Consider the following 12,717-nt stretch of genomic DNA (forward strand, 5'->3'; position numbering starts at 1 on the left):
GGCGAAGAAAAGGACCCAGAAGGGAAAGAGGGGGAAGCCGACAGAAGAGGCCGGACCCCGGGGGGGGGGGTGGCGGCGCGGGTCGGTCCCCCCCCCCCCCCACCAGGCTCGCGCCCAGTACTTCCCTGATCTCCGGCTCGGCCGTCGGGGTGCGCACGAGCCGGTCGACGAACTCGGCGAGCTCCTGCCCCGAGGGCCGGGCGAGGCGTACGGTCGTCAGCCGGGGCCGCAGCAGCCGACCCAGCATCAGATCGTCGGCGCCGACGACGGCGACCTCACCGGGGATGTCGACGCCAGCATCCTGCAGCGCGCGCATCAGCAGCATCGCGTACTCGTCGTTGTAGGCGAACACGGCGCCGAGGCCCAACTCGCCTATCCGTTCGACGACTTGAGCCGCGTGCTCCTCGTCGTAGGCCACCGGCAGCGCGACCGCCTCGGCGCCGGCCTCGCGGACGCCCGCGAGGCGTGGCTCGGCGAACGCGGCCAGGCCGTCCTCGCGCGGCATCAGGACGCCGATGCGGCGGTGCCCGCGCTCCAGCAGATGTCCGGCCGCGACCCGGCCCACCGCGCGATGGTCGGTGATCAGGGCGTGCGCGCCCTCGACCGGCTCGGCGCCGAGGGTGATGACGGCCTTGGCGCCGGACCGCTGGAGGATGTCGATGCCGCGCCGGCCCATGCCGACCGGGGCGAGCACGGCGACGGGCCGCAGTTCGGCCCAGGCGCGGGCCGCGTCGCCACCGACGATGCCCACGCTCCCGTACTGCACCGCGGTGTAGTCGAACCGGCTGAGCGCCCACTGGAACTCGTTGAGGAATTCGCTGTACAGGGTGCCGGCCGGCACGTCGGGCGTCGGCATGAGGACGATGCGGGTGTGTCCGGCGCGCAGGCTGCGGGCGGCCGCGTGCGGGACGTAGCCGAGTTCCTTGGCGGCCTCGTGGACGCGGCGCCGGGTCGGTTCGCTGATCCGTACGGCGCTGGTGTTGTTCAGGACATAGCTGACGGTGGCGCGCGAGACCCCGGCCCGGCGCGCGACGTCCGCGCTCGTGGGCGCAGAGCCACGGGCCGGGCCCGTCGTGGGATCGGCGGGCACGGGCTGCTGACTGGGTATCTGCGGTTTCTGCACCATGGCGTACGGCATCTTTCCAGAAGGAGTGTCCGCGCCGGGCGCCGGGCGGGCACTCCGTGCCGTCCGGGTGGTCAACACAGTTATCCGTCAAGGTACTTGGGGCGTCGCGCGCCCTAGCCGTCTGCGAGCACCTTCCACACCGCCGGGTCCTCGAAGCCCAGCGCCCACAGCACCGTGTGGGGGACGCCGTAGGCGCGCAGCACGGCCAGGTGGGCCGCGGTGCCGCGTGCGTCCTGGTACCAGACGGTGCGGCGGGTCGTGCCGTCCTTGTACGTGAAGTGCGGGGTGCTGGAGCCGGGGTCGAGGGTGTACGGCGCCTTCTCCTTGCGGCGCAGCGCCTCGGCGTCCTTCCATGTCACGTGCTGTGCGCGGCCCTTCTTGCCGACCGCCCAGTTCCAGCCGTAGGCCGGCAGCCCCATCTCCAGCTTGGCGAGGGGGACTTGGGCGGTGGCCGTGGCCAGGATCTCGTCGTACCACTGCGGGGTGGAGAGCGGGCCGGGCGCGCCCTCGGCCCAGTGCAGGTTGTACGCCATGACGCGGACCCGGTCGGCGGCGGCGCCCAGCCGCTCGTAGTCCCAGACGCGGCCGCTGGTACGGGTCTTGGGGGTCACGGTGACGAAGCACTGCTTGCGCAGGGCGTGCAGGCGGGCGCAGAGGTCGGTGACGAAGTCGGCGTATCCGGTGCGCACGGCGCGGTAGGTGTCGTCGGGGCTCGGCGCGATGGTCTCGTAGTCGAGGTCGATGCCGTCGTAGGCCCGGCTGCGGACGACGGCGAGGAGCGCGTCGATGTGTTCGGCGCGGCGGGCGGGGCTGGTCATGACGGCGCCGAGTGCGCCGGGCTTCATCTGTTCCATCACGGTCGGGACGACCTGGATGCCTTTGGCGTGCAGGCCGTTGACGATGCGGCGCTCGCCCGCCCCGGGGTGGCCGTCGACACGGGTCGCGGACTTCGTCTCGTACCAGAAGGGGCTGACGGTGCGCAGCTGCGCGGCGTGCGCGAGGGCGTCCTGGTAGGCGTTCTCCTGGTCCCAGTACGGCAGCCAGGCCGAAACGGTGCGCGGCGGGGCCGGTGCGTCCGTGGCGTCGGCCCGTGCGGCGCCGGGGGCGAGGGCGCCGGTCAGGAGCAGCAGCGCGGGAAGTGCGGTCAGGGCGGTGAGGTGTATGCGTCGTCGTGCCATGTGCCGAGCCTGCGGGTCATCAGGCGGACCCGCCGCGCGGATTGGGCCGTCCAGGCTCTAACGTGACCCGCGTGACTGCCTTTACGGATGATTCCCCGCACGAGCACCCCGGCCGCTTCGGAGCGACGGCCACGGTGGAGGCCGAGCCGCGCCGGGTGGGCCCGGTGCGCACCGAGTACGCGCCCGCGCACGACGGCGACCCCGACCCGGGCGAGATCGTCTGGACGTGGGTGCCCTTCGAGGAGAACGACGGACGCGGCAAGGACCGTCCCGTTCTCGTCGTCGCCCGCGAGGCGGCCGGGACGCTGCTGGCCGTGCAGTTGTCGAGCAAGCGGCACGACCACGACCGCGAGTGGATCGCGCTCGGCTCCGGCCCCTGGGACCGCGACGGCCGCGACTCGTGGGTGGATCTGGACCGGGTACTGCGGGTGCACGACCAGGGGATGCGGCGCGAGGCGTGCGCCCTGGACCGCGGCCGCTTCAACACGGTGGTGCTGCGGCTCCGGGAGCGCTACGGCTGGCGCTGAGCGGCCTGCCGACCGGTGAGGACCCGCTCGAACGCCGAGCGGGTCGCCGCGTCCTTCGTGCGGTCGAGGACCGCGAAGACGACCTGCTCGAAGCGGCCGTGGAAGCGGCCGTCCAGCAGGTCCGCGAACGCCCGCGCGACCTGCTCCGGGTCGTTGCGGAACACACCGCAGCCCCACGCCCCGAGCACGAGGCGTCGGTAGCCGTGCAGGGCCGCGACCTCCAGGACGCGCTCGGCGCGGCTCGCCAGCGCGGCGGGGATCCGGGCGACCCGCTCCGGGGTGCGGCTCGCGATCACCCCCGCGTTCGGCGCGGGGGAGGTCAGGAAACCCACCTGGTAGGGCTCGTCGAGGAGTCGGCCGCGCTCGTCCCGGAACACCGGTACGCCGGGGGTGTGGATGACCCGGTCGCTGTAGAAGACGTCCCGGTCGGCGCGGTGGTGGTCGTAGAACTCCGGCGCCTGGAGCAGGCAGGTGTACAGCGCCGAGGCGCGGCAGACGGCCTCCTCCTGGGCCTGCGCCCCGTTCAGGAAACCGCCGCCGGGGTTGCGGGCGGACGCGAAGTTCAGCACCGCGATCCGCTCCGCCCGCTCCCCCGTCATGCGGCGCGCCGCGTCGAGGCTGCTCTCCCCCGTGACCTCGACGGACGGCGCCGCCACGGCCGGCGCGGGCGGCACGGCCACCGGCTCGGGACCGTACACGCGCGTGCCCTCCCGGGCCCGCGCCACCGCGTCGGCGAGGACGACCGTGCGTCCGTCCCCCGTGACGTACTCCCCCGTGGCGACGATGTCCTGCGTGCGCTGCGCGATCTCCCGCAACCGGGCACTCACGCGCGCTCCCCCGTGCTCTCCACCGTCGAATCCATGAACTCATCGTGTGCGTCGGGTGGCCGCGGGGACAACAGGTTTTCGCCGGGCCCGCCCCGCCGCACCCACCCGCAGGCGCACCCTTGTGCGATTCCCGGCGAGGGTTTTGGGTAGGACGAGCGTTGCCCGAAACGGCCCGACCCGGGCCGAATCGACGCCGTGGCCCCGACCGGGGACCATGGGACGGGTGAGGACCAGGAGGAATCCCGGTATGAGCGAGGCAGACTGTACGAGCCCCGGTGCGCTGCTCACCGAGGCTGCCGAGGTGGAGGCCCTGATCCGGGGCATCTGCTTCAAGACCGGCCCGCCCCGCGCGGTCGGTGTCGAGCTGGAATGGATGGTGCACGAGCCGCGCCCGCAGGGGGCGCCCTGGCACCCGCTGGCTCCCGAACGACTCGACGCGGCCTATGTCGCGCTGCGCGCCGTACCCCTGCGGTCGGCGCTCACCGTGGAACCCGGCGGCCAGCTGGAGCTCAGTTCGCTCCCCGCCGCCACCCTGACGGAATGTGTCTCGGTCATGCGGGCCGATCTGACCGCCGTCCGCACCGTGCTCCGCGACCACGGGCTCGTCCTCTCGGGTGAGGGCACCGACCCGTGGCGGCCGCCGCGGCGGGTGCTGCACGAACCCCGCTACGACGCTCTGGAGGCGTCCCTCGACCGGGCCGGACCCGCCGGCCGCTCCATGATGTGCTCGTCGGCGTCCGTGCAGGTGTGCCTGGACGCGGGACACGAGGAGCCCGGCCCGCTGGGGCACGGCAGGCGCTGGGTGCTCTCGCACCTGCTCGGCGCGGTCCTGGTCGCCGCGTTCGCCAACTCTCCGATGCTGTCCGGGCGGGCCACCGGCTGGCGCTCGACCCGGCAGTTGCTGTGGGAGCGCATCGACCCGGGGCGCTCCGGCGCGCCGGGCCCGGCCGCGGAGCCGCGCACGGCGTGGGCGCGGCACGTCCTCGACGCACCGGTGATGTGCGTGCGCCGGGACAGCGGGCCGTGGGACGTGCCCGAGCGGCTGACGTTCCGCGAGTGGGTGAGCACGGGTGACCCGCGGCCGCCGACCCGGTCCGATCTCGACTACCACCTGAGCACGCTGTTTCCGCCGGTGCGCCCGCGCGGCCACCTCGAACTCCGGATGATCGACGCGCAGCCCGGCGACGACGGCTGGCTGATTCCGCTCGCCGTGACGACGGCCCTGTTCGACGACCCGCAGGCCGCCGAGACCGCGTACCGGGCCGTGAAACGCCTCGCGGAGCGTTCCGGGCCGCTGCCCCCGCCGCACAACCCGCTGTGGCAGGACGCGGCCCGCCTCGCCCTCACCGATCCGGAGCTGCGGGAGGCGGCCGCGGCCTGCTTCACCGCGGCGCTCGACGCGCTCCCCCGGATCGGCGCGGAGCCCGAGGTGTGCCGGGCCGTCGCCGACTTCACACGGCGTTACGTGCTGCGTGGGCGCTGCCCCGCCGACGACGTGCTCGACCTGCTCCGCGACAACGCGACCGCACCCGCACAGGGGAGGACCGTCCGCTCATGAACGCTCAGCACCCCCCGAAGGACACAGAGAACGGGGCCGTGGATCCGGAGGCGCTCAGGCGCCGCGCGGTCGACGCGCTGGAGACCGCACGGCTGCGCACGACCCTGCTCACGAGCTGCGTCGAGGAACCCGAACTGACCGCGCAGCACTCGCCGTTGATGTCTCCGCTGGTGTGGGATCTCGCGCACATCGGCAATCAGGAGGAGCAGTGGCTGCTGCGCGCCGTCGGCGGCCGTGAGGCGATCCGGCCCGAGATCGACCCGCTGTACGACGCGTTCGAGCATCCGCGCTCCGAGCGCCCCAGCCTGCCGCTGCTGGCGCCACAAGAGGCGCGCGGCTACGCGGCCGAGGTGCGCGGGCGGGCCCTGGACGTGCTGGCGGGCGCGTCGTTCGGCGCCGAGGGCGGGGAGCGGCTGACCCGGTCGGGCTTCGCCTTCGGCATGATCGCCCAGCACGAGCAGCAGCACGACGAGACGATGCTGATCACCCATCAGCTCCGTACCGGCGCCACCGCGTTGACCGCTCCGGACCCCGGACCGCTCACCGAACCGTTCTCCGGACCGTCCGAAGTCCTCGTCCCCGGTGGCCCGTTCACCATGGGTACGTCCGTGGAGCCCTGGGCGCTGGACAACGAACGGCCGGCCCACACCCGCCTGGTGCCGCCGTTCCACATCGACACGACGCCGGTGACGAACGGGGCGTATCTGGAGTTCATCGCCGACGGCGGCTACGGCACACCCGAGTGGTGGTCGCCGGCGGGCTGGGCCATGGTGCGCGACCACGGCCTCCAGGCACCGCAGTTCTGGCGGCGCGACGCGGGCGGCCAGTGGCTGCGCCGGCGGTTCGGGGTCACGGAGGTCGTACCGCCCGACGAGCCGGTGCTGCACGTGAGCTGGTACGAGGCCGACGCCTATGCCCGCTGGGCGGGGCGCAGGCTGCCGACGGAGGAGGAGTGGGAGAAGGCGGCCCGCTTCGACCCGGCGACGGGCCGCTCGACGCGCTACCCGTGGGGCGACGCCGATCCGACTCCGGAGCGCGCGAACCTGGGCCAGCACCATCTGCGCCCGGCCCCCGCCGGCAGCTATCCGCTCGGCGAGTCCGCCCTCGGGGTGCGCCAGCTGATCGGGGACGTGTGGGAGTGGACGTCCAGCGACTTCCTGCCCTACCCGGGCTTCGCCCCGTACCCGTACCGCGAGTACTCGGAGGTCTTCTTCGGCTCCGACCACAAGGTGCTGCGCGGCGGTTCGTTCGCGGTGGACCAGGTCGTGTGCCGGGGCACGTTCCGCAACTGGGACTATCCGGTGCGCCGCCAGATCTTCTCCGGGTTCCGCACGGCGCGGGACGCCCAGCAGCGGGAGGACGGTTCCTGATGTGCCGTCATCTTGCCTATCTGGGAACGCCGGTGGCGCTCGGCGAGGTGCTGAACGCGCCGCCGCACAGCCTGTTCCGGCAGTCGTGGGAGCCGCGCAGACAGCGGCACGGGACTGTGAACGCCGACGGCTTCGGTGTGGGCTGGTACGCGGACGGCGATCCGGTGCCGGCCCGCTACCGCCGCTTCGGGCCGGTCTGGGGTGATGCCGCGTACGCGGATCTGACCCGGGTCGTCCGCTCCGGGGCGTTCCTGGCCGCCGTACGGGACGCGACGCTCGCGGGCGCGGACGGGGAGGCCGCGGCGGCGCCGTACGCGGCGGGCCCCTGGCTGTTCAGCCACAACGGGGCGGTGCCGGGCTGGCCCGGGTCGCTGGCGGCGCTCGTGCCCGCGCTGCCGCCCGCCGAGCTGCTGTCCATGGAGGCGCGGTGCGACGCCGCGTTCCTGTGGGCGCTCACCCTGCACCGGCTGCGCACCGGGGACGAGCCCGCCCAGGCGCTGGCCGACACCGTGCTCGACGTGGCCGCGGCCCAGCCCGCGGCCCGGCTCAATCTCCTGCTCACCGACGGCGAGACGATCACCGCGACGGCCTGGGGCGACACCCTGTGGTACTTCGCGGACCCCGGTCGCGGCACCGTCGTCGCCTCCGAGCCCTACGACGACGATCCGCGCTGGACCGAGGTGCCCGATCGGACCCTGCTCGCCGCGAGTCGCACCGACGTCCTGCTCACCCCGCTCAAGGAGCCTGCCGCGTGACCACGAACCCCACTTTTGACGTCACCCGCACCCTGCCCGCGGACGCGACCGACGCGGCCCTGCGGGCCGACGTCCTGCACGGGCTGACCCGCACCCCCAAGACACTGCCGCCGAAGTGGTTCTACGACGCGCACGGCAGCGAACTGTTCGACGAGATCACGACGCTGCCCGAGTACTACCCGACCCGGGCCGAGCGGGAGATCCTGCTGGCCCGCGCGCCCGAGATCGCGGCGGCGACCGGGGCGCGCACCCTGGTCGAGCTGGGCTCGGGCTCGTCCGACAAGACCCGCCATCTGCTGGACGCGCTGCCGGACCTGGCGGCGTACGTGCCGGTGGACGTCAGCGAGAGCGCGCTGCGGGGCGCCGCCCGCACGCTGCTCGCCGAGCATCCCGGGCTCGCCGTCCACGCGCTCGTCGCCGACTTCACCCGGGACCTGGTCCTGCCCGCGACGCCGGGACCGCGGCTGGTGGCGTTCCTCGGGGGCACGATCGGCAATCTGCTGCCCGAGGAGCGGACGGCGTTCCTCGCGTCGGTGCGCGGGCTGCTGTCGCCCGGCGACTTCTTCCTGCTGGGTACGGATCTGGTCAAGGACGAGGCGCAGCTGGTCGCCGCGTACGACGACGCGGCCGGGGTCACGGCCGCGTTCAACAAGAACGTGCTGGCCGTGATGAACCGGGAGCTGGGCGCCGACTTCGACCCGGCCGCGTTCGAGCATGTCGCGCTCTGGGACGGGCGGGCCGAGTGGATCGAGATGCGGTTGCGCTCCGCTCGGGAGCAGGTCGTCAAGATTCCGGGGGTGGATCTGGTGGTCGAGTTCGGGGCGGGTGAGGAGGTGCGGACCGAGGTGTCCGCCAAGTTCCGGCGGGGCGGGGTTGCGGGGGAACTGCGTTCTGCCGGGATGGAGTTGACGCACTGGTGGACCGATGACGCGGGGCGGTTCGCGTTGTCCCTGAGCGCCGTCGGGGGTGAGCGGTTGTCAGAGTGACGGTGCGTCGTGGTTGCTCGCGCAGTTCCCCGCGCCCCTTACGGGGCTACTCCGCGCTGTCGTCCAGGCGCTTCGTGATCTCCTTCGAGGCCTTCTCGGCCTCCGTCTTCGGGTCGGCGCCCAGCAGGACCTGGGACATGTAGGCCTTGATGGGGTTGTCGGCGGCCTCCACGGTCGCCCAGAGGGGGGAGGCCGGGGTCGCCTTGCCGTGGGCGGCGCCCACGGCCATCGCGGCGACACCCGGCTCGCCGGCCACCGCGGCGGCGAGCGTGGTCTTGTTCGGTACGTAGTTCATGGCCCTGGCCAGCTCGGTGTTCCACTTCTTGCCGGCCAGGGCCTCGACCACGGCGACCGCGCCCCTGCGGTGGGCGGTGTTCGCGCGGATGACGAGGTCCGAACCGCCGGTGAAGACGGCGCCCGCCCGCGCCGCGGTCTTCCCCGGGATCGGGAAGAAGCCCAGCTTGTTCTTCAGGGACGGGTTCTTCTGCAGGATGCGCGTGGTGGCGCCCGGCACCGAGATGATCTGGGCGACGTCGCCCTCGGCGAACCGGTCGGCCTGCGAGGGGTGTTCCTCGTCGGCGTCCTTGGGGCCGTCGCCGAGCTGCTGGAGCTGGGCGTAGAAGGCCATGCCGCGCAGGGCCGCGTCGCTGTGGAGGGCGCCGGTCCAGGTACCGACCGACTCGTGGGCGAGTTCGCCGCCCTCGTCCCAGATGAAGCCCGACAGCGTGTACCAGTCCTGCCCGGCGAGGTAGATGCCCTGCTTGCCGCCTGAGTCGAGGCGGCGCGTCATGTCGAGCCACTGGTCCCGGGTCTTCGGCGGCTTCTTGACGCCCGCCGCGTCGAAGAGCGACTTGTTGTAGATGACGACGCGGTTGGCGGCGTACCAGGGGATGCCGAACTGGCGGCCGTTGTCGGCGCCGGGCTCGGCGAGACCCGGCAGCCAGTCGTCCATGCCGAGGTCGCGCGCGGACTCCAGCGACAGTTCGAGCAGCCCGTCACCATCGGCGTAACCGGGGACCTGGGTGTTGCCGACCTCGATGACGTCGGGGGCGCCGTCCGCCCCGCCCTTGACGGCGAGCGCCTTGGTGACCTTGTCGCCGATGCCCGTCCACTCCTGGATCCGGACATCGAGCCGCAGATCGCCGTGCTCGGCCTCGAACTCCTTGGTGAACCGCTTGATGAACGCGTCCGACGCGCTGCCCTGCATCAGCCACACCGTGATGGTGGTGCGACCCCCGTCACCACCCGGCAGTACATTGCAGGCCGTGGTCAGCAGGCCGGACGCGGCGACGAGGAAACCGGAGGACAACACGGCACGGCGGGAGATCACGAGGGTCACTTTCTGCCTGCGGACAGGGAGGATCGGCCCGACGTGGGGGACCGAGCACGACGCTCGTACGGGTGTGGCTGGATTTTGGTATGGACCATTGCCGCGGTCAAGAGTTACCGGGAAGTAAGTCGAACACGCGATCCCTCGCGGAAGTGGGCGGCCTGGGGCACGGTGGAACCATGTCGAATCACACGTACCGCGTCACGGAGATCGTCGGCACCTCGCACGAGGGGATCGACCAGGCGATCCGCAACGGCGTCAGCCGCGCCTCGCAGACCCTGCGCAACCTCGACTGGTTCGAGGTCACCCAGGTCAGGGGCCAGATCGTGGACGGGGAGGTCGAGCACTACCAAGTGGGCCTGAAGGTGGGTTTCCGGCTGGAGGACGGCGACGGAGGAGCCTGAACCGCCCGGCCCCGCCGCGCTGTCGGGCCCCGCCCGCGGTCAGGTACGGCCCTCGCGTTCCTGCGCGTCCTTCAGGGCCGTCGACGTGCTCGCCCAGCGGGCCCGTACGACGGTGAATCCGGCGCGCTCCGCCTCGTCGCAGACCAGTTCGTCGTCGTCGACGAGCATCCGCACGGTGCGGCCGCGTGCCATACGCCGCAGGATCTGCAGTTTCGTCCGCCGGGCGGGCCTGCGGTCGTCGTTGCGCCGCATGTGCAGCGTCCCGGCGGGCAGGCCCTGCGCGGCGAGCCAGGCCACGGTGTCGGCACGGCACCGCTCGGGACGTCCGGTCAGGTACACGACCTCGCACTCCTCGGCGCTCCCCCGCGCCAGGGCGACGCCTTCGGCCAGCGGCGGATCGTCGGGGGCCGCGCCGAAGAATCCGTCCCAGTCCCGCGGCTTGCGCTCCAGAAACCGCTGCCGGTGCGCGGTGTCGGCAAGCGTCCCGTCGAGATCGAAAACAGCCAGCGGCTGCGAGTCACCGGTCACGGACAGCACCCTAAGGGGCGCGACCGGGAATCCTCGGCGGGGCTGCGCGTTGAACAGGACGTGACCACCGTGATCGAAACGACCCGCTTCTCCGTCCTGGACCGCTCCCGCACCCGCGAGGGCCACTCGGGCCCCGACGCGCTGCGCGACACCGTCGCCCTCGCCCAGGACCTGGAGCGACTCGGCTATCACCGGTTCTGGGTCAGCGAGCACCACGGGGTGCCCGGCGTGGCCGGATCGGCTCCGACCGTGCTGGCCGCGGCCGTCGCGGCGGCCACCCGCAAGCTGCGCGTCGGCACCGGCGGTGTCATGCTGCCCAACCATCAGCCGCTCGTGGTGGCCGAGCAGTTCGGGGTCCTGGAGTCGCTGTTCCCGGGCCGCATCGACATGGGTCTGGGCCGTTCGGTCGGGTTCACGGACGGGGTGCGCCGGGCGCTCGGCCGGGACAAGGACGTCGCCGACGACTTCGCGGGCCAGCTCGACGAACTCCTCGCGTTCTTCACCGGTACGTCGGCGACGCGCGCCCACGCCCGCCCGTCCGAGGGGCTGACCGTGCCGCCGTTCGTCCTGGCGATGGGCGAGGGAGCCTCGATCGCGGCCCGGGCAGGTCTGCCCATGGTCATCGGCGATCTGCGGAGCCGGGAGAAGATGCTGCGCGGCATCGACACCTACCGCGCCGAGTTCCGTCCCTCCGTCTGGGCGGCCGAGCCGTATGTGGTGATCTCCGGGACGGTCGCGGTCGCCGGCAGCGAGCCGGAGGCCCGCCGGCTGCTGATCCCCGAGGCGTGGTCGATGGCGCACTCGCGCACGCACGGCACGTTCCCGCCGCTGCCGCCCGCCGAACGGGTGGCGTCGCTGGAGCTGACCGCGAAGGAGCGCGAGTTCTACGAGGCGGGCCTGCGCGGCCACATCGCGGGCACGGAGCAGCAGGTCGCCGACGAGCTGGAGACGGTCATCAAGGAGAGCGGGGCGCAGGAGGTACTGGTCACGACCAGTACGTACGACCGTGAGGGCCTGCTGGAGTCGTACCGCCGCCTGGCCCGGATCGCCCGTCTGACGCCTGCCTGACGCCTGCCTGACGCCTGCCTGACGCCGGCTCAGCGGAGCCCGAGACCGCGGAGCAGCATCGGCAGCGAGGCGTGCAGTTCGCGCTGCCAGTAGGGCCAGGTGTGGGTGCCGGGGCCGTAGAAGTGGGTGGTGAGGTGCTTGGCGCCCAGTTCCCTCAGCCGGTCGGCGAGTGCGTGGTTCTGCCGGTTGAAGTCGGCCTCCAGGGCGTTGGTGGCGCCCGGCGGGTCCAGCGGTCCTGCCGTGCCGTCGCCGCTGGAGAGGTAGACCGGCAGCGTCTTCAGGCGTTCGGCCAGGTAGTACGGGTCGTGGGCCGCCCAGACGGCGCGCTGGGCGACGGGGTCGCCCCAGACGCGCAGCGGGTCGGTGCCCTGTCCGGCGAAGAAGCCCAGGATGCGAGTGGTGGACTCGTCGTTCAGGAGCGGGTGGGCGGAGCCGGAGTAGGCGGCCGCCGCCTTGAACATGCCGGGGTGCCGGGCCGCGTAGAGCAGCGCGCCCTGACCGCCCATGGACAGTCCGGCGACGACCCGGCGGGAGCCGGCGCCCCAGTCGCGCTCCAGGAGGCGGCGCAGGTCGCGGGTGTGGAAGGTGTCCCAGGCGGGGTCGCCGCCCTGGCCGTGGTTCCACCAGTCGCTGTACCAGCCGTTCCAGCCGGCCTCGGGCATGACGACGAGGACGTCGCGCAGGCTGTCGAGGGAGGCGACGTCGGTCTGGCCCGTCCAGGACGTGTAGTCGCCGCAGCAGCCGTGGAGCAGCCAGAGGGTGGGCCAGTGCTTGCGGCGGTCGGCGGGGTCCCAGCCGTCGGGGGTGAGCAGGCGGACCTTCACGGTCCGGCCGCCGAGCGCCGACGCGCGTACCGAGAGGTCCACCTGCCGCTCGGCGACCCGGGTGACGGCGACGACCTCGGCGGCGGGCCGCGCCCGGGCCGCGACGGCCGACGGCGCCGCTCCGAGGGTGAGCAGCAGCGCGGCCAGGACGAGCAGCAGCGGTCTGGCGCGGCGGGTCAGGGCGGCGGTCATGGCGGCTCCCGTGGGTCGTCGGCGGATCGTGCCTCTTCCGTGGT

The 12,717-nt window shown here is 73.0% G+C and carries 13 protein-coding genes; 7 read left to right on the forward strand and 6 right to left on the reverse strand.

The genetic code is table 11. The features are described from left to right. Nucleotides 1-1,138, reverse strand: a 1,138-nt coding sequence (locus ACFVDP_RS04285) for a LacI family DNA-binding transcriptional regulator (RefSeq protein ID WP_383482931.1), incomplete at its 3' end; no start/stop codon positions are given. Between the two features lie 101 nt (nt 1,139-1,239). Next, nucleotides 1,240-2,304: a glycosyl hydrolase family 18 protein gene (locus ACFVDP_RS04290; RefSeq protein ID WP_383482933.1), complete on the reverse strand. Its 1,065-nt coding sequence runs from the start codon at nt 2,302-2,304 to the stop codon at nt 1,240-1,242. A 71-nt stretch (nt 2,305-2,375) separates the two neighbouring features. Here ACFVDP_RS04290 and ACFVDP_RS04295 point away from each other — a divergent pair, with 71 nt between their 5' ends. Further along, nucleotides 2,376-2,831, forward strand: coding sequence for a type II toxin-antitoxin system PemK/MazF family toxin (locus ACFVDP_RS04295; RefSeq protein WP_383482936.1), 456 nt, complete (start codon nt 2,376-2,378; stop codon nt 2,829-2,831). On the opposite strand, the gene ACFVDP_RS04300 is transcribed toward ACFVDP_RS04295, so the two are convergent. After that, entirely contained in the window at nt 2,816-3,658 is an 843-nt protein-coding gene (locus ACFVDP_RS04300; protein WP_383482939.1) for a TIGR02452 family protein, read from the reverse strand. The two genes, ACFVDP_RS04295 and ACFVDP_RS04300, sit on opposite strands and share 16 nt — an antisense overlap. 247 nt (nt 3,659-3,905) lie before the next feature. Between ACFVDP_RS04300 and egtA the strand changes: the two genes are divergently transcribed. From egtA to egtD, 4 genes are read left to right on the forward strand one after another with little or no spacing between them, the layout of a single operon-like run. Beyond that, nucleotides 3,906-5,216 carry an ergothioneine biosynthesis glutamate--cysteine ligase EgtA gene (egtA, locus tag ACFVDP_RS04305; protein WP_383482942.1) on the forward strand — a complete coding sequence of 437 codons (1,311 nt, stop codon included), beginning with the start codon at nt 3,906-3,908 and terminating at the stop codon, nt 5,214-5,216. After that, entirely contained in the window at nt 5,213-6,586 is a 1,374-nt protein-coding gene (gene egtB / locus ACFVDP_RS04310) for an ergothioneine biosynthesis protein EgtB (RefSeq protein WP_383482945.1), read from the forward strand. The genes egtA and egtB overlap by 4 nt, the downstream gene beginning before the upstream one ends. After that, a complete protein-coding gene (gene egtC, locus ACFVDP_RS04315; protein ID WP_383482948.1) occupies nt 6,586-7,341 on the forward strand; it encodes an ergothioneine biosynthesis protein EgtC in 756 nt (251 codons plus the stop codon). Before egtB ends, egtC begins: the two co-directional genes overlap by 1 nt. Further along, on the forward strand, nt 7,338-8,327 hold the full coding sequence (gene egtD, locus ACFVDP_RS04320; protein ID WP_383482951.1) for an L-histidine N(alpha)-methyltransferase: 990 nt from the start codon (nt 7,338-7,340) through the stop codon (nt 8,325-8,327). The genes egtC and egtD overlap by 4 nt, the downstream gene beginning before the upstream one ends. A gap of 46 nt (nt 8,328-8,373) precedes the next feature. Here egtD and ACFVDP_RS04325 read toward each other — a convergent pair whose 3' ends face one another. Next, nucleotides 8,374-9,657 (reverse strand): extracellular solute-binding protein, encoded by a 1,284-nt coding sequence (locus ACFVDP_RS04325; protein ID WP_383482954.1) that lies wholly within the window; start codon nt 9,655-9,657, stop codon nt 8,374-8,376. Nucleotides 9,658-9,836: 179 nt separating this feature from the next. Between ACFVDP_RS04325 and ACFVDP_RS04330 the strand changes: the two genes are divergently transcribed. Then, complete coding sequence (locus tag ACFVDP_RS04330) at nt 9,837-10,061, forward strand: dodecin (protein WP_383482958.1); 225 nt, start codon at nt 9,837-9,839, stop codon at nt 10,059-10,061. A gap of 39 nt (nt 10,062-10,100) precedes the next feature. On the opposite strand, the gene ACFVDP_RS04335 is transcribed toward ACFVDP_RS04330, so the two are convergent. Then, nucleotides 10,101-10,589 (reverse strand): hypothetical protein, encoded by a 489-nt coding sequence (locus ACFVDP_RS04335; protein ID WP_383482960.1) that lies wholly within the window; start codon nt 10,587-10,589, stop codon nt 10,101-10,103. 60 nt (nt 10,590-10,649) lie between these two features. Here ACFVDP_RS04335 and ACFVDP_RS04340 point away from each other — a divergent pair, with 60 nt between their 5' ends. Next, the gene (locus tag ACFVDP_RS04340; RefSeq protein ID WP_383482963.1) at nt 10,650-11,657 is read left to right on the forward strand and encodes an LLM class flavin-dependent oxidoreductase; all 1,008 of its coding nucleotides are present in this window, start codon (nt 10,650-10,652) and stop codon (nt 11,655-11,657) included. Between the two features lie 29 nt (nt 11,658-11,686). On the opposite strand, the gene ACFVDP_RS04345 is transcribed toward ACFVDP_RS04340, so the two are convergent. Then, nucleotides 11,687-12,673 carry an alpha/beta hydrolase gene (locus tag ACFVDP_RS04345; RefSeq protein ID WP_383482966.1) on the reverse strand — a complete coding sequence of 329 codons (987 nt, stop codon included), beginning with the start codon at nt 12,671-12,673 and terminating at the stop codon, nt 11,687-11,689. Nucleotides 12,674-12,717: the final 44 nt, after the last annotated feature.

Source organism: Streptomyces sp. NPDC057694 (assembly GCF_042799415.1).
GTDB lineage: Bacteria > Actinomycetota > Actinomycetes > Streptomycetales > Streptomycetaceae > Streptomyces.

What these genes read in the sequence shown, in the direction of transcription:
- ACFVDP_RS04290 (WP_383482933.1), bottom strand. Translation starts at nt 2,304, where the DNA reads ATGGCACGACGACGCATACACCTCACCGCCCTGACCGCACTTCCCGCG.
- egtA (WP_383482942.1), top strand. Translation starts at nt 3,906, where the DNA reads ATGAGCGAGGCAGACTGTACGAGCCCCGGTGCGCTGCTCACCGAGGCT.
- egtB (WP_383482945.1), top strand. Translation starts at nt 5,213, where the DNA reads ATGAACGCTCAGCACCCCCCGAAGGACACAGAGAACGGGGCCGTGGAT.
- egtC (WP_383482948.1), top strand. Translation starts at nt 6,586, where the DNA reads ATGTGCCGTCATCTTGCCTATCTGGGAACGCCGGTGGCGCTCGGCGAG.
- ACFVDP_RS04330 (WP_383482958.1), top strand. Translation starts at nt 9,837, where the DNA reads ATGTCGAATCACACGTACCGCGTCACGGAGATCGTCGGCACCTCGCAC.
- ACFVDP_RS04345 (WP_383482966.1), bottom strand. Translation starts at nt 12,673, where the DNA reads ATGACCGCCGCCCTGACCCGCCGCGCCAGACCGCTGCTGCTCGTCCTG.